Source organism: Ottowia sp., from assembly GCF_046348305.1.
GTDB lineage: Bacteria > Pseudomonadota > Gammaproteobacteria > Burkholderiales > Burkholderiaceae_C > Ottowia.
The window spans coordinates 207,202-225,790 of the sequence record NZ_JAXMEM010000008.1 but is presented as its reverse complement, the minus strand read 5'-3'; the positions used below and the strand labels follow the sequence as shown (position 1 = coordinate 225,790).

Here is an 18,589-nt window from a genome sequence, read left to right as displayed (position 1 = left end):
TCGTGGGCGATATGCGCTGCCAACGTAGGGCGACCCATCACGGATTCTTTTGCGTTCTTTGCGTAATTTTTGCGTCCTCTGCGTCCGGCTGTTCGGGCTGCTACCGCCCCATCGCCATCGCCACCGCCTGCCCCAGCTCGATCACCGCCATGGCGTAGTAGCTGCTCCAGTTGTAGCGGGTGATGACGTAGAAATTCTGCGTGCCGGCGACGTAGCTGGGTTCGGCGCCGCCGTTTTGCAGCTCGATCAGGGCCAGGGGGCCGGCGTTGGCCTGGGCGTCGGCGCCCAGTACGGCGCCCAGGTCCATGAAGCGCTGGGGCGTGAAGCTGGGCAGGATGTCGGGCGCCAGCAGGGTGCTCATGTCGGCCTCGGGCGCCAGGCGCACGGGGTAGTGGGTGGGCATGCCCGGCTGCCAGCCGTAGCCCTTGAAGTAGTTGGCCACCGAGCCGATGGCGTCGGCCTCGCTTTGCCACAGGTCGATCTGGCCGTCGCCGTCGAAATCGACCGCGTACTTGACCCAGCTGGAGGGCATGAACTGCGGCATACCCATGGCGCCGGCGTAGCTGCCCAGGGGCTGCGTGGGGGCCATGTCGGTGCGCGCGCACAGGCTCAGGAACTGCTCGAGCTCGCCGTTGAAGTAGGCTTGGCGCTCGGCGGCGCGCGGGTGCTCGGGCGGAAAGTCGAAGGTGAGCGTGGCCAGCGCGTCGATGACGCGAAAGCTCCCCATGTTCTGGCCGTAGATGGTTTCCACGCCGATGATGCCGACGATGATTTCGGGCGGCACGCCGTACTCGGCCTGTGCCCGCGCCAGCGTGTCGCGGTTGCGCTGCCAGAAGCGCACGCCGGCGCCGATGCGCGTGGCGTCGATGAAGCGGCTGCGGTAGATGCGCCAGTTCTTGGCCGTGCCGCGCGCGGGCGGCAGCATCAGGCGCGGCACCTGGCGCAGGAACACGGCCTGGCCGACGGCCTGGCGTGTCCATTGCACGTCCAGCCCGCGGCGCTCGGCCACCTCGTCGGCCCAGCGCATGGCGTCGTCGCGCAGCAGGTAGGGGCTGGGTTCGGCAGCGTCGGCGGATTTGGAGCGTTTTTTGGCCTCGGCGCTTGTCCATGAAGCGCCGGCAGCTATCAATAACGTAGTGACCGAACGGCGAGACAGGGTGCGGGCGGGCCCAGGGAATGGCATGGCGGACTTCAGGACGGGCGGGGCCAGCGCAGCTGGCGAAAGGCTCGCCGCAGTGTAGCAAGCGAGGGCGCCGCAGACGAGCCGCGTGCACCGGGCGCGGCGTAGCGCTGGCGCTCCAGCGCCAGCAGCCAGCGCGACAGCGGCGCGCGCAGCTCGGCGGCCCAGGGGGCGTGCTCGACCAAATGCGCCAGCTCGCGCGGCGGCGTGCTGTCGGCCGCCTCGATGCCGGCCGCGCGCAGGCGCCGGCGTGCCGCATCCAGCAGGCGCAGCCAGGGGTCGTGCTGCGTGCGCTCCCAGCGCGCCCAGGCTGCGCCGACCAGGGCCGCGGCCGTCAGCAGGCCGGCCAGCACCTTGCCCAGGTCTTCCCAGCTGGGCTGCTCAAAGCCCAGGCCGCGCAGCAGGTCGAGCTGGCGGCCCTGCGTGTAGTTCAGCACCCATTGGTTCCAGCGGTTGTTGACGGCGTCCCAGCCGGCGCGCAACTGCCGCAGCAGGTCGGGGTTGAGCGTGCCGATGGCGCCGGCCACCAGGCCCGGCGGCGGGCGCAGGCGCTGCGTCTGGCCGACGCGGCCGGGCATGACGGCGCCGGTGGGGTCCACCCGCACCCAGCCGCGCCCGGCCAGCCAGACCTCGGTCCAGGCGTGGGCGTCGGCGTTGCGCACCACCCAGTAGCCGTCCAGCCCATTGATCTCGCCGCCCTGAAAGCCGGTGACGATGCGCGCGGGCACGCCGGCGGCGCGCAGCAGCACCACGAAGGCCGAGGCGATGTGCTCGCAAAAGCCGGCCTTGGCGTCGAACCAGAAGTCGTCGGCGCTGTCGCGCGCGGCAATGCCGGGCTCCAGCGTGTAGCTGTAGCCGCCGCTGCGCAGGCGCTGCAGGGCGGCCTGCACGATGGCCTGCGGGCTGTTGCCGGGCGCGGCGGCGCGCAGCTCGCGCGCCAGCGCCACGGTGCGGGGATTAAAGCCGGCGGGCAGTTGCAGCTCGGCGCCCAGCTGGCGCGGCAGGCGCCCGTCCCAGCCGGTCTGGCCGTAGCTGAACTGGGGCCAGCTCTGGGCGCGATAGCGCAGCAGGGCGGTGACGGGGCGGTTGGCCATCCATTGCAGGTCGGGTGTCTGGCGCGCGCGCCAGCCGGGGGGCAGCTCGGGCGCTTGCGGCGCGGCGTCCAGCGTCAGCAGCCAGGGGCTGGCGCTGGGCTCCAGCGTCAGCTCGTAGCCGATGGGCGCGCCGCTGACCTGCAAGTCCCGGGGCGGCGGGCCCAGCGCCGCCTCAAAGCCGTCGCCGCCGCCGCGCGCCGTCCATTGCTGGCCGTCGAAGTGGCTGAGCACCGGGCCGCGAAAGTACAGCTCGCGCTGCGGCGGCGGCGCGCCGTCCCAGCGCACGCGCAGCGCAATGCCGTCGTCCAGCGCCAGCTTGGCCACGTTGCCCACCGTCATGGTGGATGACAGGCCGCTGCGCCCGCGCAGCTCGCCCGTGGGCATGCCCCACAGCGGCGCAAAGCGCGGAAAGAACACGAACAGGGCAATCATCACGGGCGCACCGGCCAGCGCCATGCGCAGCGCCAGCGCGGCCGACTCGCGCAGGGGGGGTTGGCCGACCGGGCGGTGCGCGTTGATCAGCGCCGTCAGCAGACCCCACACGCCCACCAGCATGACGGCCGCGCTGGCCAGCGACTGCGAGTGGAAAAAACCCGTCAGCAGGGTGAAGAAGCCCAGAAAGAAGATCACCAGCGCATCGCGCCGCGCGCGCAGCTCCAGCGTCTTGAGTGCCAGCAGCGACACCACCAGGGTGACGCCCGCGTCCTGCCCCAGCAGCGCGCCGTGGGTGACGCGGGTGGCGGCGGTGGCGGCGACGAGCAGCACGATCAGCCAGGCGCGATGCGGCAGCGGCCGGCCGGTGAGCGCCAGTGTGCCGCGCCACAGCAGCACCACCGCCACCAGGGCCGAGCACCACGCGGGCAGGTGGGGCACCTGCGGCAGCACGATCCAGCCCACCAGCGCCAGCAGGAACAGCGTGTCGCGCGTCTCGCGCGGCAACTGCTGCAGGCGCGACAGCCAGCGGGTGTGCGACGCGGTGGTTTGTGGCGTGGCGTTCAGCATGTGGCCAGCGCCTCCAGGCAGCGCAGGCGGTGCGCGGGGCCGCCGTCCACGGCAATCTCGATGCCGGGCAGGCGCAGGCCCCAGTCCAGGCCCTGCGCGTCGGCGGCCAGCACCCAGGCCGTCAGGCGCGACAGGCGCGCCTCGGGCGCCAGCGGGCCGGCGCGGGCGTAGTCCAGCCACAGCGCCTGGCGCTGCACCTGCTGGGTGTCGCGGCTGACCAGTTCGCCCGAGCGGGCGTACTTCTTCCAGACCACCAGCTTCAGCGGGTCGCCGCGCTGGTAGCCGCGCACGCCGTCGAACTCGCCGCTGGCGCGCGCGCCGCCGGCGTGGCCGCTGCCGGGGGCGGGCTCGCCGGCGGGCAGGGCGGGCGGCTGGGGCTCGGGCGCGGGGTAGACCAGTACGCGCGCCGCCGGCTGCCAGGGCGCCCACACGCGAAACGAGCCCAGCGGAAAGCGCGTCTCGGCCACCAGCGTGGGCACCGCGTGCTGGCCGCGGCGGGGCGGCGCAAAGGCCACTTCGACCGTCGTCTGGCCACCCGCCGCCACATCGGCCCAGGCCCATTGGCGCGTGCCCTGCAGCGCCACGCCAATGGCCCAGCGCGGCGTGCGCCGGTTGTTGATCAGCGTGACCCCAAGGCGCGCCAGCTGCCCGGCAAACACTGGCTCCGGCGGCGCCATCTGCAACGCCAGTCCGCGCAGCGTGCCGTGCCCCACCACCATGCCGGCCGCGGCGCAGCCCGCCAGCAGAAAGGTGAGGGCGTAGCCCAGGTTGAGCTGGTAGTTGATCGATCCGATCAGCAGCACCGCCAGCGTCACGCCCAGCATCCAGCCCGCGCGAGTGGGCAGGATGTAGACGTTGCGCTGGGTCAGCAGCAGCGTGTCGGTGCGCGGCAGCCGCCCCTGCCACCAGAGCGCCCAGCGCTGGCGCAGGCGCGCGCGCCAGGCCCACCAGGGCAGGGCGGGGGCTTGGGTGATTTCTGAATCAGATAGGGCGTTGGCGCGCACGGGGAAAGCGTGAGTAGCTATTGTTTTGATGTTTTTCTGAAATACCGGACGCAGAGGACGCAAAGGATTCGCAAAGGGCGCAAAAAATACATTTCAAAAGGGGCTCTGAAACGCACCGAACTCTCGTGGTGCGCAATACCTGTCAAGGTATACCCGCCCCTCGATGAATTCTTTTGCGTCCTTTGCGTGGTTTTTGCGTCCTCTGCGTCCGGCTGTTTGGCTGTTCAGCCGGCCTCATGCCAGCGGCACCGCCTCGATCATTGCCCGCACCTGCTCGACGGCGCCGCGCCCGGCGTTGCCCACCGGTACCAGGCGGTGCGCGGTGCAGGCGGGCAGCACGGCCTGCACGTCGTCGGGGGCCACGTAGTCGCGCCCGGCGATCAGTGCCTGGGCGCGCGCCACGCGCAGCAGCGCGATGCCGGCGCGCGGCGACAGGCCCTGCACGAACCAGCGGCCCGAGCGCGTGGCGGCGATCAGGTCCTGCACGTAGTCCAGCAGCGGATCGGCCACGTGCACGCGCCCCACGGCCTGCTGCAGCGCGGCCAGCTCCAGGGCGGACAGCACGGCCGGCAAGGCGTCGGCGTACTCGCGCCGGCCCTCGCTGGCCAGCAGCTCGCGCTCGGCGCGGCGCTCGGGGTAGCCCAGCGAGATGCGCATCAGAAAGCGGTCCAGCTGCGACTCGGGCAGCGCGTAGGTGCCCAGCTGGTCGTGCGGGTTTTGCGTGGCAATGACAAAGAAGGGTTGGGGCAGGGCGCGCGTGGCGCCTTCCACCGTCACCTGCTTTTCCTCCATCGCCTCCAGCAGCGCGCTTTGCGTCTTGGGGCTGGCGCGGTTGATCTCGTCGGCCAGCAGCACCTGGGCAAATACCGGGCCGGGGTGAAACACGAAGGATTCGCTGCCACGCTCGTACACCGACACGCCCAGCAGGTCGCTGGGCATCAGGTCGGCCGTGAACTGCACACGCGAGAACGCCAGCCCGAAGGTGCGCGCCAGCGCGTGCGCCAGCGTGGTCTTGCCCACGCCCGGCACGTCCTCGATCAGCAGGTGGCCGCCCGCCAGCAGGCAGGCCACGCTGGCCTCCACCTGGGCGCTTTTGCCCACCATCACCGTGTTAAGCTGATCCAGAACAGCTTTGATCTTTTTTGTTGCATCCATGGGTGGACGTTAACGGAAAATCGGGCTGATTTCGGGCATCGAGGAGACAAGAATTGGGACGCACCGGCTATTTCGTTCATCCGGACTGCCGATTGCATGACATGGGCGCCGGCCACCCCGAGTGCCCGGCGCGCATCGACGCCATCGAAGACCGCCTGCTGATCACCGGCGTGGCCGACGCGCTGGAGCGGCGCGAGCCCTCGCCCGCCACCATGGGCGAGCTGCTGCTGGCCCATGGCCGCCGCCACGTGGCCGCGCTGCGCGGCCTGAGCGAAATCCTGGCCGAGGAGGTGGCCGCTGGCGGGCCGGACGCGTTTTCGATCGATCCGGACACCTCGATGAACACCCACACCTGGCGCGCCGCGCTGCTGTCGGCCGGCGCCGCCATTGACGCGGTGGACGCGGTGCTGGGCGGCGAGCTGGAAAACGCCTTTTGCGCCACCCGCCCGCCCGGCCACCACGCCACGCGCGACCAGGCCATGGGTTTTTGCTTTTTCAGCAACGTGGCCATTGCCGCCAAATACGCCTGCGAGCGCTATGGCCTCAAGCGCGTGGCCATCGTCGACTTCGACGTGCACCACGGCAACGGCACCGAAGACATCGTGCATGGCGACGAGCGCATCCTGATGGTGAGCTTCTACCAGGACCCGTTCTACCCGCCCGGCGGCGCGCGCTTTCACGACGCCAACCTGGTCAACTGCCCCGTGCCCGCCTACACCCGCGGCATGGACATCCGCGAGCTGGTCGAGATGATGTGGGTGTCGCGCCTGGAGCAGCACAAGCCCGAGCTGATCCTGATCAGCGCCGGCTTCGACGCCCACCGCGACGACGACATGGGCCAGCTGGGCCTGACCGAGAGCGACTACACCTGGATCACCGACCGCATCAAGGGCATCGCCAAGCGCTTTGCCAAGGGCCGCATCGTCAGTTGCCTGGAGGGCGGCTACAACCTGCACGCGCTGGCGCGCAGCGTGGAGGCGCATGTGCGGGTGCTGGCGGATGTGTGATGGGGTGCCAATCAAGCCATATCGATCGGACCTCGAGGTTTTCGTTTTCTGAACATCCCCCCCACGGGCTGTTCCGCGCGGCCTGGATGGCAACCGGCTGCAGACCTCCATGCTGCTGTCGATGGCGCAAGATCGCGTTGACCGGCTGCCGGCAATCGGCACAAGAATTTCAACCCGATGGATGCGCGGCGCAATGATCCCTGATGCCGCAACCTGCCGGCCATGCGACCGCCGGCCTCGGTTTCGCTGGCCCGGTGTTCGGCCCGCACGACGCACGCCATGAACCCGGACACCCGCCGACCGTCCCTGCACGTGACCGCGCTCAGCCTTGGCGCGGGTGCTGCCGCGCGCTTGAGCGGCTGGAGCGCGATTTGTCCAGCCGGCCTGTCGCTCATCGTCGATGAAGAAGGCGATCTCAAGACCGGCCTGCTGCGCGTGCTGGCGGGCGAGACCGCAGCCGACGCCGGCACCGTCCGATGGAACGACGCGGACAACCGTGCCTGGCCCCCTGCGCAGTACAAGGATGCCCTGTTTTGGCGCGATCCGCGCGCGCCCTGGCCCGAGGTTTCGCCCGCCCACTGGGCGCAGGATCTGGCGGCGCGCCACCCCCGATGGAGTGCCGCCGACTGGCAGGCCCACGGGCAGGGCCTGGGCTTGACCGAGCACCTGCACAAGGAGATGTTTCGCCTGTCTGCCGGCAGCAGGCGCAAGGTGCTGCTGGCGGCGGCGTTGGCCAGCGGCGCGCCGCTCACGCTGATCGACGAGCCCGAGGCGGCGCTCGATTGGGCCTCGATCCGCTACCTGCGCGCGGCATTGGCGGATGAGGCGGCGCGCAGCGCCAAGGCGGGGCGCGTCATCGTCGTGGCGCACCACGAACCGATGCCGGGCGTGCCCTGGGCACAGGTGCTGCGGCTGCCGTGAGGCCCGCGCCTGAAGCGCGCTGCGGCCTCGGGCGCGCGTCGCTATACTGGTTTTCGGTTTTGGCGGCGGGTTCGAGGCGTCGATGGAACACGATTTCTGGCTGCAACGCTGGCGCGAAGGGCAAACCGGCTTTCATCAGGCGCGCGTGCTGCCGCTGTTGCAAAAGCACTGGCCGGCCCTTGGCGTGGCCCCGGGCGGGCGCGTGTTCGTGCCGCTGGCCGGCAAGTCGCTCGACATGCTCTGGCTGGCCGAGCAGGGCCATCGCGTGCTGGGGGTGGAGCTGTCGCCGCTGGCCGTCGAGCAGTTTTTTGCCGAGCATCACCTGACGCCGGCGGTGCATGCCTCGCGCTACGGCACGCATCACGTGGCGGGCCCGATCGAGCTGATCTGCGGCGATGCCTTTGGCCTGGACGAAGCGGTGTTGGCCGATTGCGTCGGCGTGTACGACCGCGCGGCCCTGATTGCCTTGCCGCCCGAGTTGCGCGCGCGCTATGCCGGCGAGCTGCAGGCCCGGCTGCCCGCGGGTTGCCGCGGTCTGCTGCTCACGCTGGAGTACCCGCAGCAGCAGATGCCCGGGCCGCCTTTTTCGGTGGCCGAGTCGGAGGTGGTGCAACGCTACGCACCGGCGTGGCAGGTGCAGCGGCTGGAGTGCCGCGACATCCTGGCGCAGGAACCCCACTTTGCGGCGCGCGGATTGACGGCGCTCTCGACCGTGGTGTTTCGGCTCGAGCGCGCAGCGCATTCAATCAGAAGCCATCAAGCATGAACCACGATACCTCCGCCGCCGCGCGCGCCGAACATTTTCGCGCCCTGCATGACCGCCGCCGCGTCCTGCTTTTGCCCAACGCCTGGGACGCGGGCAGCGCGCGCCTGTTTGCCGAACTGGGTTTTGCCGCCGTGGCCACCACCAGCGGCGGCGTGGCGTGGTCGCTCGGCTATGCCGATGGCGAAGCGCTGCCCCTGGCCGAGGTGCTGGCGGTGGTGCGGCGCATGGTGCGCGTCACCCCGGTGCCGCTCAGCGTGGACTTCGAAGCCGGCTACGGCGCCACGCCGCAGGCGGTGCAAGGCAGCGTGCGCGCGGTGATCGACGCCGGGGCGGCGGGCATCAACATCGAGGACGGCATCAACCACCAGCGCCTGCGCACGCCAGGCGACGCCGCGCTGCGTATTGCCGCAGCGCGCGATGCCGCCCGGCAGGCGGGCGTGCCCATCGTCATCAACGCGCGCATCGACCTGTGGATGCTGCCTGGCGATGCCTCGGAGGCGCAGCGCATCGACGAGGCCGTACGCCGTGCCCACGCCTATCTGGCGGCCGGGGCCGACTGCATCTACCCCATCGGCGTGACCGACCCGGCCAGCATTCGCGCCTTGGCCAGCGCCATTGACGCGCCCATCAACGTCGGCGCCCGCCCCGGGCTGCCGGATCTGGCGGAGCTTGCCCGCCTGGGCGTGGCGCGCGTCAGCACCGCCACGCGACTGGCCACGCTGGCCTATTCCAGCGTGCGCGACGCCGCACGGGCCGTGCAGGCCCACGGCCGCTGGGACGGGCTGAGCGCGCCCTTCAACTACCCTGACATGCAACGCCTGTTTGCCGTCCACGCCTGATCCCCGGCTTGCGCGGGCGCGGTACGATCGCCCCACCGACCGCGAAAGCCCGCCCCATGTACCTGCCCCCCGCGCATGCCTGCCAGGACGCCCAATGGGCCGCGCGCATCGTGCGCGAGCAGCCGCTGGCCAGCCTGGTCACGACCGACGACACCGGATTGCCCGAGGTCAGCCACCTGCCCATGCACCTGCAAGTGAGCGAGCAGGGCGGCTGGACCCTGCTGGCGCACATGGCGCGCGCCAACCCGCAGTGGCGCCACCTGCAGGCGCGCCCGCAGGCGCTGGTCACGTTCCTCGGCCCCAACGCCTATTTGTCGCCCGTGGTGTACCCCGATCGCGAGCGCGTACCCAGCTGGAACTACGTGGCCGTTCACTGCCGGGTGCAGGCGCGCCTGATCGCCTCAGACGACGCGGCGGGCAAGGATCGCCTGCTCAAGGTCCTGATCGGCCAGCACGAGCCGGCCTATGCGGCGCAGTGGCGTGGCCTGGACGAGGGTTTTCAGCAGCGCATGCTGGCCGGCATCGTGGCGTTCGAGCTTGACGTGCAAAGCTGGCAATGCGCGGTCAAGCTCAACCGCCACCGCCCCGAATCGCACGCCGCCCTGCATGCGCGCTATGCGGCGGGCACGGCCGACGAACAGGCACTGGCGCGCTGGATGGTCGATCTGGGCCTGGCCGACGCCGACAGCCGGCCGGGCGAGGCCTGATCCCATGCGCTGGATCGGCCTGCTTGGTCTGCTGCTGGCCCTGGCCATCGCCATGGTTTCGGCGCGCCAGTCCCTGAGCGCCCGCGGCCCGGCGGCCGGTGCGTCCACCCCCGTGACGGAGCAGAGTCGGCAGATCCAGCAGCAATACAAGCAAGCGCTCGACGCTGCGCTGCAAGCCCCGCGCGACGTCCCGGACGACGCTCGATGACCGAGCCCGTGCAGCGCGTGGACAGCGACGAAGCGGCCATGCGCCTGGCCCTGGAGGAGGCACGCGCGGCCGCCGCAGCCGGCGAGGTGCCGGTGGGCGCCGTCGTGGTCAAGGACGGCCATGTCGTCGCGCGCGGGCGCAACGCGCCCATCGGCACGCACGACCCCACGGCCCACGCCGAGATCGTTGCGCTGCGCGCCGCCGCGCAGGCGCTGGGCAACTACCGGCTGGACGGTTGCACGCTGTACGTCACGCTCGAGCCCTGCGCCATGTGCGCCGGCGCCATGCTGCATGCGCGGCTGGCGCGGGTGGTGTTCGGCGCCGCAGACCCGCGCACCGGCGCCGCCGGCTCGGTGCTGAACGTGCTGGGCGACCCGCGCATCAACCACCAGACCCGTGTGGATGGCGGCGTGCTGGCCGAGGAGGGCGCCCGCCTGCTGCGCGGGTTTTTCGAGCCGCGGCGCGGCAACGCCAGCCCCTTGCGCGAAGACGCCCTGCGCACGCCCGACGCCGCTTTTGCCGACCTGCCAGGCTACCCTTGGGCACCGCACTACGTCAGCGACCTGCCGGCGCTCTCCGGACTGCGCCTGCACCATCTGGACGAGGGCCCGCCCGATGCGGCGCTGACCTGGCTGTGCCTGCACGGCAACCCCAGCTGGAGCTTTCTGTACCGCCACATGATTCCCGCCTTCACGGCGGCCGGCCATCGCGTCGTTGCGCCCGACCTGATCGGTTTTGGCAAAAGCGACAAACCCAAGAAGGAAAGCGCCCACAGCTTTGTGTGGCACCGCCAGGTTCTGCTGGAGCTGGTGCAGCGGCTGGACTTGCAGCGCATCGTGCTGGTGGTGCAGGACTGGGGCGGCCTGCTGGGCCTGACGCTGCCCATGGCCGATCCGGCGCGCTATCAGGGTTTGCTGGTGATGAACACGCTGCTGGCCACCGGCGATGCGCCGCTGCCGGCCGGCTTTGTGGCCTGGCGCGAGATGTGCGCCCAAAAACCCGCCTATGACATCGCCCGCCTGCTGCGGCGCGGCAACCCGCAAATGAGCGCTGCCGAATGCGCAGCCTACGCTGCGCCGTTTCCGGACGCCGGCCATCGAGCCGCCACACGTGCCTTCCCCGCGATGGTGCCCGAGCATGCCGGCGAGGAGGGCGCCGCGATTTCGCGCGCGGCGCGCGACTTCTGGCGCCATCGGTGGCAAGGCCGCAGCCGGATGGTGATCGGCGCGGCCGACCCGGTGCTCGGCCAGGCCGTCATGCATCACCTGCAACAGGACATTCGCGGTTGCCCGCCGCCGGTGGTGTTGCCGCAGGCCGGCCACTTCGTCCCCGAGCACGGCAGCGCCATTGCCCAGGATGCGCTGGCGTATTTCACGCAGGCCGAACGGCGTGACCACCAACACGCAGAGTTATAATTTTGATAGCTGCCTGCGCTTTTCCTGCATGCGCTGGCGGCCGATTTCATCAAGAAAATTTGCCATCCATGGCCCACATCTACGTCTATTCGCCCGCGGGCGCCGTGCGCGACCGAGCCGCTTTTCGCCGCGGCATCAAACAGCTCCAGGCCCTCGGGCACGAGGTCGAAATCGATCTCGATGCCTTGAGCAGCTGGCAACGCTTTGCCGGGGACGACGCCACGCGCCTGGCCGCCATCGGCCGCGCTGCGGCCAGCAGGGCCGACGTCACCCTGATTTCGCGCGGGGGCTACGGCCTGACGCGCCTGTTGCCCCACATGCCGTGGCGCGACCTGGCCCGGTCGGTTGAGCGCGGCACGCGCTGGGTCGGCTTCAGTGACTTCACGGTGCTGCAACTGGGTTTGTTGGCGCGCACCCCGGGGGCAGTCACCTGGGCCGGCCCCGCCTTGTGCGAAGGCTTTGGTGCCGCCGATGTGACGGACGCGTCGGAGGGCCATGGCGGCGCGACGGGAAGCGGTGGCCCCGACGAGATCATGCTGGCCTGCTTCGACGACCTGGTGAGCGGCGTCGGCGAGGGCACCGGTTGGCGCTTGCGCGCACCTGACGTCGCCGCGCTCGGGCCCCGCCAGGGCAGCTTGGCGGGGCATGCGCCGCTGTGGGGCGGCAACCTGTGCATGGTCACGTCACTACTGGCCACGCCCTGGTGGCCCGACATCAAGGGCGGCGTGCTGTTCTTGGAGGAGGTGGGCGAGCACCCCTATCGCATCGAGCGCATGCTGCTGCAACTGCTGCACGCCGGCGTGCTGGCACGCCAGAAGGCCATCGTGCTGGGCGACTTCAGCGACTACCGCCTGGGTCCGCACGACCGCGGCTACACGCTGGCCAAGGTCATCGACCACCTGCGGGCGCAACTGAAGGTCCCCGTGCTGACCGGCCTGCCATTCGGCCACACGCCCACCAAAGTGCTGCTGCCGGTGGGCGCGCACGTGGACTTGCTGGTGGAAGGGCGCGAAGCGCTGCTGCTGTGGGGGCACCTGCACTGAACCTAAATCCGGCAGTTGACCGCTTGCAACCCTTAGAAAATTGTTGTGAATATTGGGTTTTTCGCCTTCGACGCAGCTCACCTGAAAGGTGACAGCGCTACACACCCGCCAGCACCATGCTCGGCGCACCATGCGGCGTTGTTCGTTCTTGCGCACAGGAGTGCGCTGCGTCCTCACGCCTTGCCTGGCACGCCGATCACGGCACTGACGGGTGTGTCCAACTGCCGGATTTAGGCTGAAGCGCGGCGCCCAGAGAGGGAAAAATGTTCAGCCGCGGATGGCGCTGGGCCGGGCCATCATGCTCTTGGGCAGCAGGCCCCTGAACATGGCTGACTGGTGCGTCAGCCGCCGGTGCGCCGTTTCTTCGTCATACAGGTCTGCCAGCGCGGCCATCAGCTCCGAGCGGGCGTACCACAAGGCCATTTCGTCCACGCAGAACTCGATGCGCCGCGCCAGTTGCGGGTAACGCGCGGCGCCTTCGTCGCCCAGCAGCGAAAGCATTGCACTGCGGATGTCCTCGAGCCGATGCGCCACTTCACCCGCATCGGGCTTGCGGCTGCGGCTGACCAGGCGCTCATACAGCGTCGCGAACGTTTGAGAAGAAATCCATCGCATGGCAGAAGCAATCTCGTCTGGACGATTGATTCGTTTGGTTACGTCAGATGATAGTTCGTTGCGTATGCTTGGCAATGGGTTGGGGTCAAACTTCGGCACTTGATCTCAGAACTATCGCAAACCGTGGTATTCATCACACATTTGATTATTAACATAATACACATCGTATGAAGTAATATTCAACCCCCAACACGGGCCAGCAGGATAGCACCGGGTCGCAACACCCAGTCCGATGGCCGTGCATCGCCCCGGGCGCCGGCACCCGCCGCGGGGGAATTTCTTCAGCGGTTCCTCAACGCAATGCCTTGAGCTTTTCGAATGCCGACGCCATCGCCGTGCTCTGTGGCGCTGCGCTGTCACGCACGGGTCGCTGGCCGCGCCCGGCGGCTTCAAAACGGTTGCCGGGTGGCTCGCGGCGGCCGGCGGCGGCATCCAGCTTCATGCTCAGGCTGATGCGCCCGCGCGGCACGTCCACCTCCAGCACCTTCACCTTGACGATCTGGCCGGTCTTGACGACCTCGCGTGCGTCGTTCACGAATCGGTTGGCCAGTTGGCTGACGTGCACCAGGCCGTCCTGGTGCACGCCCAGATCGACGAAGGCGCCGAACTGGGCCACGTTGCTCACGGTGCCCTCCAGCAACATGCCTTCGCGCAGGTCGCCGATGCCGTCCACGCCCTCGTTGAAGCGCGCCACCTGAAAGTCGCCGCGCGGGTCGCGCCCGGGCTTTTCCAGCTCGGCCAGGATGTCCTTGACCGTTACGGCGCCAAAGCCCGGCGTGGCCAATTGCTCGGCACGCAGGCCGCGCAGCAGCTCGGCACGGCCCATCAGCTGGTCCACCGGCTTGCCGGCGGCGACGATGATCTGCTCGACCACCGGATAGGTCTCGGGATGCACGCCGGTCATGTCCAGCGGGTTGTCGCCGCCGCGGATGCGCAAAAAGCCCGCGCACTGCTCGAAGGTCTTGGGCCCCAGGCCGCTGACTTGCAACAGCTGCTGGCGATTGGCAAAGGCGCCGTGGGTTTCGCGCCAGCGCACCACGGCCCTGGCGGCGGTGGCCGACAGGCCCGACACGCGCGTCAGCAAGGGTGCGCTGGCGGTGTTCAAGTCCACCCCCACGCCGTTGACGCAGTCTTCCACCACCGCGTCCAGCGTGCGCGCCAATTCACCCTGGTTGACGTCGTGCTGGTACTGGCCCACGCCGATGCTCTTGGGATCGATCTTGACCAGCTCGGCCAGCGGGTCTTGCAGGCGCCGCGCAATGCTGGCGGCGCCGCGCAGGCTCACGTCCACGTCGGGCAGCTCGGCGCTGGCGTATTCGCTGGCCGAGTAGACGGAGGCGCCGGCCTCGCTGACAACTATCTTTTGCATAGCTGCCTGCGCTTGTCCACCGGACGCCAGAGCCTGCTTTTGCACTGATTTGATGAGATCGCCAGCCAGCTTGTCGGTCTCGCGGCTGGCGGTGCCGTTGCCGATGGCGATGAGCTGCACGCCGTGCTTGAGCACCAGCTTCATCAGCGTGTGCAAGCTGCCTTCCCAGTCCTTGCGCGGCTCGTGCGGATAGACGGTGGCGGTGTCAACCAGCTTGCCGGTGGCGTCCACCACGGCCACCTTCACGCCGGTGCGAATGCCGGGGTCCAGCCCCATCACCACGCGCGGGCCGGCGGGCGCGGCCAGCAGCAAATCGCGCAGGTTGTCGGCAAACACCTTGATGGCCACCGCCTCGGCCTGTTCGCGCAGGCGGGCAAACAAGTCGCGCTCGGTGGACAAGCTCAGCTTGACGCGCCAGGTCCAGCTGACGCACTTGCGCAGCAAGTCATCCGCCGGGCGGCCCTGGTGCGACCAGCCCAGGTGCAGGGCGATGCGGCCTTCGGCCAGACCAATGCCCCCACGCTCCCCCGTTTCGCGTGGTCCGCTGCTCCCCAAGGGGGCCGCGCCTTGCTCGGGAGCAGCCCTTCGCTGCGGCGTCGACGGGCTCGGCGCCGGCGCGACGGGCAGCACCAGCTTGGCGTCCAGCACCTCCAGTTGCCGCCCGCGAAACACCGCCAGCGCCCGGTGCGATGGCACCCGCCCGATCGGCTCGTCATAGTCGAAGTAGTCGCGAAACTTGGCGACCTCGGCATCGTTTTCGTTCTTGCCGGCGGCCAGCTTGCTTTGCAGCAGGCCCTCGGTCCACAGCCAGGCGCGCAGGCTTTGCACCAGGGTGGCATCCTCGGCCCAGCGCTCGCTCAGGATGTCGCGCACACCGTCGAGCACGGCCGTCAGCGTGGTGAAGTCCTCGCCGCCCTCGCCTTTCTCGGCCCGCACAAAGGCCTTGCCCTCCTCCTGCGGGTCGAGCGCCGGGTTGGCAAACAGGCGGTCGGCCAGCGGCTCGATGCCGAATTCGCGCGCGATCTGGCCCTTGGTGCGGCGCTTGGGCTTGTATGGCAGGTACAGGTCTTCCAGCTCCTGCTTGGTGGGCGCGGCGTCGATGGCGGCGCGCAGCAGCGGCGTGAGCTTGCCCTGCTCCTCAATGCTCTTGAGCACGGCCGCGCGCCGCTCGTGCAGCTCACGCAAATAGGACAGGCGCGCCTCGAGCTCGCGCATCTGCACGTCGTCCAGGCCGCCCGTGGCCTCCTTGCGGTAGCGGGAAATGAAGGGGACGGTGGCGCCGCCGTCCAGCAGGTCGACGGCTGCCTGCACCTGCGCTTCGCGCACCTTCAGCTCGGACGCGATCTGGGAAGAAATGGACTGCATGGAATAACCGAAACCCCCGAAAGCGCGGCCTTGGGGGCGTGCAAAAAACGGGCGAGTTTGCCATATCTCCGTCAGGCAAACGCTCTCCGTGGGCGCACGAGTGCAGTGCAGCGCGATGGACTGGCCCGGGGGCGCTCAGGCTTCTTCGGTTTGCAGGCAGCTCAAGGGCACCAACGCCCGCACGCGGGTGCCTCGCTGCGGCGCGGACTCGATCATCAACTGCCCGCCCAATTGGTGCGCCCGAGCTTGCATGCCGCGCAGGCCCTTGCCCAACTGGCGCGCGGCCAGGCCGGCTGCCGAGCCCTCGCGCAAGCCCACGCCGTTGTCGGTAACCTCCAGCAGCAGGGCCTGCTCGCCTTTGTGCATGCAGCAGGTGATCTCGACGCGGTCCGCGCCCGAGTGCCGCAGCACGTTGGCCAGCGCCTCCTGGGTCAGGTTCAGCACATGCCGCGCGGCGTCGCCTCGCACGCTGTCCAGCAGCGCCTCGTCGGCCACGCTCCAGTGCATGCGAATGCGCGCGGTTTGCAACAGGGGCTCGATGCGGTAGCGCAGGCTGGCCATCAGGCTCAGCAGCGAGGCATCGGTCGTCATGCCGTCCACCAGCAGCTTGAGCTCGACCAGGCACTCCTGCAGCTGCGCGGCGGTCGATCGCTCCCTCGCCGATCCCGCATCCAGCGCCGAGATGATCGAAGTCAGGTGCGAGCCCACGCCATCGTGCAGGTCCTGTGCCAGACGCTGGCGGTCCAGCGCCGCGGGCGCGCCTCGATCGCGTGGCACCCGCTTGCCCAGGCTGCGCGTGCACGCCAGCCACAGCGCCAGCAAAATCAGGGTCAACAGCACCTGCGACCAGGACGCGGCAATGACACCACCGGCCGCATCATCAAAGTCGTCCAGCATCACGTCCAGGCTCGCCAGCGCCGCCATCAGCACCATCCAGCCAGGCGCGCCTGCGCGCCGCGTCAGCAGGGCATGCACCAGCGTGAGCAACAGCACAACAGCGCATGACACATTGACAATGACCCAGGCCGAAGGCTGATTCGTCATGGGTACCAGGGGCGCCGCCAAAGCCAGCCCGAGCACCGCCTGGACGCCCACCACCCACAGCTGCAATGGCCGAAAACCATGCACTGCGAGCAGCAGGAACGAGATCACCCCCAGCGTCATGAGCTGATAGGCGACATGGGTGGCAACCGTCAAGGTCGCCGGGTCCAGCGCGCCATGCCGGGACAACAAGTCCAGCAAGGCCAGTGCCGCAAAGGACAGCAAGGTTGCGCCGAACCACCGGTCGAGCCAGCGGCGGTGCGCGCGCTGACTGCCCAGCGTCCAGGCGATCACGGTCAGCGGCGTCAGCAAAGCCACCCAAGGCAACAGCATTGCGCTGTTCATGGCGTCCTTTCCTGATCGAACTGCGCTTCGGGCGCCCTCGCCTTCCGGCCCATTCAACCTAGAAACGGCAGTTGGACGCGCTCACCAGTACCGTGATCGGCGTGCCAGGCAAGGCGCGACGACGCAGCGGGCTACCGCCCGCAAGGAGGAGCAACGCCGCATGGCGCGGCGAGCGCGGCGCTGGTGAGTGTGTAGCGCTGTCACCCAACGGGTGAACGACAACGAAGCAGTCAACGTCAATATTCATGCGGCTCTCCTGAAGGTTGCAAGCGGTCAACTGCCGTTTCTAGGTTCAATACAGCAGGCCGTGCTGCGAAGCCAGCGTGACGGCCTGGGCGCGCGTGCGCACCTGCAGCTTGCGATAGACGTTCTTGATGTGCGTGTTCACGGTCTGCGCGCTGATCGACAGGCGCTTGGCGATCTCGCCGCTGGTGAAGCCACTGGCCACCAGACGCAGGATTTCGCGCTCGCGCTCGGACAGCTGCTCGCCATGGCCGGCATGGCGGCCCGCCGCGGGGGTGCCGGCCAGCCCGTCGGCACGACCACCCAGACGGCGCAACAGCCGCCGCGCCAGATTGGGCGTGATGGTGGCGCCGCCATTGATCACCTGCAGCACCGCCTGCGCGAAATTGCCGAACCACGAGCCCTTCACCAGATAGCCCGATGCACCCAGCTCAAAGGCTCGGATGGCGTGCTCCTCGTCTTCCATCGCCGAGACGACGACCGCCTCGGCCACGGGGTGCACGTTTTTCATGTGCTCGATCAAATCAAAGCCCGTGCCGTCGCCCAGGTTCAGGTCCACCAGCATCACGTCGATGTCGTGCTGCCCCAGCAGGCGCCGCCCCTCGCGCAGCGAATGGGCCTGCGCCACCAGGTGGATGCGGGCGTCGGCCAGCAGCTCCTGCGCAATCACCCGGCACATGTGCGGGTCGTCGTCGGCCAGCAGCACCCGGGCCGGCCGCTCGGGCTGGCCGCGCAAGAACGGCGGCCAAGTCATGGTCGGGCCTGTGACCGCCCCGACCGCCCCGCCCAGCGACGCCGCGCCGGACCAATCCATCACGGTATTCATGTTCATCTCCCTCAAACCCGCAGGTTGTGACACCTGTAACTCACCGCTCCTGAAACAGCCCGAAAACGGTGTGGCGAGGCACGGTACTCGTCAGACTTGACTTACATGTCCGCGCACTTGTTTACGAATGCGTGGCCAGTGTGCAACGAAAAGCATGATTATTCTCAAATTATTTTCTTGCAATTGCAATACATACATTTCGTAACTACCCAAAATTTTTGTGGGTATTGCTCTGACTTTTGAAGCAACCGAGCCTTGCCGCCGGGCGGCGTGAAGCGCGCCAGGACTTGTGTGCCGCGCGTTCGGGCTACGCCCTGCGGTGTATCCATTCGAGGCGATTGGCAGGGCCCGGCGCGGCAACGAGACTGGAGCCCGACAAGGTCACCAGCGGGGCGGCATCCACAGCACAACCGCAACGGCCAAGTCAAAGTCCCGCTCGACTGG

16 protein-coding genes are annotated in these 18,589 nt (G+C 69.1%); 8 read left to right on the top strand and 8 right to left on the bottom strand.

Annotated features, from left to right (window positions below):
• Nucleotides 1-100 precede the first annotated feature (100 nt).
• From mltB to U1F38_RS11560, 4 genes are all read right to left on the bottom strand, one after another.
• Nucleotides 101-1,183, bottom strand: a complete 1,083-nt coding sequence (gene mltB, locus U1F38_RS11575) for a lytic murein transglycosylase B (RefSeq protein ID WP_409987212.1) — start codon at nt 1,181-1,183, stop codon at nt 101-103.
• A gap of 8 nt (nt 1,184-1,191) precedes the next feature.
• On the bottom strand, nt 1,192-3,276 hold the full coding sequence (locus U1F38_RS11570; RefSeq protein ID WP_409987211.1) for a transglutaminaseTgpA domain-containing protein: 2,085 nt from the start codon (nt 3,274-3,276) through the stop codon (nt 1,192-1,194).
• On the bottom strand, nt 3,270-4,232 hold the full coding sequence (locus U1F38_RS11565) for a DUF58 domain-containing protein (protein ID WP_409987249.1): 963 nt from the start codon (nt 4,230-4,232) through the stop codon (nt 3,270-3,272). Before U1F38_RS11565 ends, U1F38_RS11570 begins: the two co-directional genes overlap by 7 nt.
• 282 nt (nt 4,233-4,514) lie before the next feature.
• Complete coding sequence (locus U1F38_RS11560) at nt 4,515-5,435, bottom strand: AAA family ATPase (protein ID WP_409987210.1); 921 nt, start codon at nt 5,433-5,435, stop codon at nt 4,515-4,517.
• 53 nt (nt 5,436-5,488) lie between these two features.
• Here U1F38_RS11560 and U1F38_RS11555 point away from each other — a divergent pair, with 53 nt between their 5' ends.
• The 8 genes from U1F38_RS11555 to U1F38_RS11520 all read left to right on the top strand — a co-directional run bounded on the left by U1F38_RS11555 (nt 5,489) and on the right by U1F38_RS11520 (nt 12,341).
• Nucleotides 5,489-6,442 carry a histone deacetylase family protein gene (locus U1F38_RS11555; RefSeq protein ID WP_409987209.1) on the top strand — a complete coding sequence of 318 codons (954 nt, stop codon included), beginning with the start codon at nt 5,489-5,491 and terminating at the stop codon, nt 6,440-6,442.
• A gap of 279 nt (nt 6,443-6,721) precedes the next feature.
• On the top strand, nt 6,722-7,363 hold the full coding sequence (locus tag U1F38_RS11550; RefSeq protein ID WP_409987208.1) for an ATP-binding cassette domain-containing protein: 642 nt from the start codon (nt 6,722-6,724) through the stop codon (nt 7,361-7,363).
• An 82-nt stretch (nt 7,364-7,445) separates the two neighbouring features.
• Nucleotides 7,446-8,129, top strand: coding sequence for a thiopurine S-methyltransferase (locus tag U1F38_RS11545; RefSeq protein ID WP_409987207.1), 684 nt, complete (start codon nt 7,446-7,448; stop codon nt 8,127-8,129).
• A complete protein-coding gene (locus tag U1F38_RS11540; protein WP_409987206.1) occupies nt 8,126-8,968 on the top strand; it encodes an isocitrate lyase/phosphoenolpyruvate mutase family protein in 843 nt (280 codons plus the stop codon). Before U1F38_RS11545 ends, U1F38_RS11540 begins: the two co-directional genes overlap by 4 nt.
• A gap of 56 nt (nt 8,969-9,024) precedes the next feature.
• On the top strand, nt 9,025-9,675 hold the full coding sequence (locus U1F38_RS11535) for an FMN-binding negative transcriptional regulator (protein ID WP_409987205.1): 651 nt from the start codon (nt 9,025-9,027) through the stop codon (nt 9,673-9,675).
• Nucleotides 9,676-9,679: 4 nt separating this feature from the next.
• The gene (locus U1F38_RS11530; protein WP_409987204.1) at nt 9,680-9,883 is read left to right on the top strand and encodes a hypothetical protein; all 204 of its coding nucleotides are present in this window, start codon (nt 9,680-9,682) and stop codon (nt 9,881-9,883) included.
• The gene (gene tadA, locus U1F38_RS11525; RefSeq protein ID WP_409987203.1) at nt 9,880-11,298 is read left to right on the top strand and encodes a tRNA adenosine(34) deaminase TadA; all 1,419 of its coding nucleotides are present in this window, start codon (nt 9,880-9,882) and stop codon (nt 11,296-11,298) included. Before U1F38_RS11530 ends, tadA begins: the two co-directional genes overlap by 4 nt.
• Before the next feature lie 68 nt (nt 11,299-11,366).
• Entirely contained in the window at nt 11,367-12,341 is a 975-nt protein-coding gene (locus U1F38_RS11520; RefSeq protein WP_409987202.1) for an LD-carboxypeptidase, read from the top strand.
• 267 nt (nt 12,342-12,608) lie between these two features.
• Here U1F38_RS11520 and U1F38_RS11515 read toward each other — a convergent pair whose 3' ends face one another.
• The 4 genes from U1F38_RS11515 to U1F38_RS11500 form a co-directional block, all read right to left on the bottom strand.
• Entirely contained in the window at nt 12,609-12,956 is a 348-nt protein-coding gene (locus U1F38_RS11515) for a hypothetical protein (protein WP_409987201.1), read from the bottom strand.
• 292 nt (nt 12,957-13,248) lie between these two features.
• Nucleotides 13,249-15,690 carry a Tex family protein gene (locus U1F38_RS11510; protein WP_409987200.1) on the bottom strand — a complete coding sequence of 814 codons (2,442 nt, stop codon included), beginning with the start codon at nt 15,688-15,690 and terminating at the stop codon, nt 13,249-13,251.
• Between the two features lie 135 nt (nt 15,691-15,825).
• The gene (locus tag U1F38_RS11505; protein WP_409987199.1) at nt 15,826-17,076 is read right to left on the bottom strand and encodes a sensor histidine kinase; all 1,251 of its coding nucleotides are present in this window, start codon (nt 17,074-17,076) and stop codon (nt 15,826-15,828) included.
• 292 nt (nt 17,077-17,368) lie between these two features.
• Complete coding sequence (locus U1F38_RS11500) at nt 17,369-18,073, bottom strand: response regulator transcription factor (protein WP_409987248.1); 705 nt, start codon at nt 18,071-18,073, stop codon at nt 17,369-17,371.
• Nucleotides 18,074-18,589: the final 516 nt, after the last annotated feature.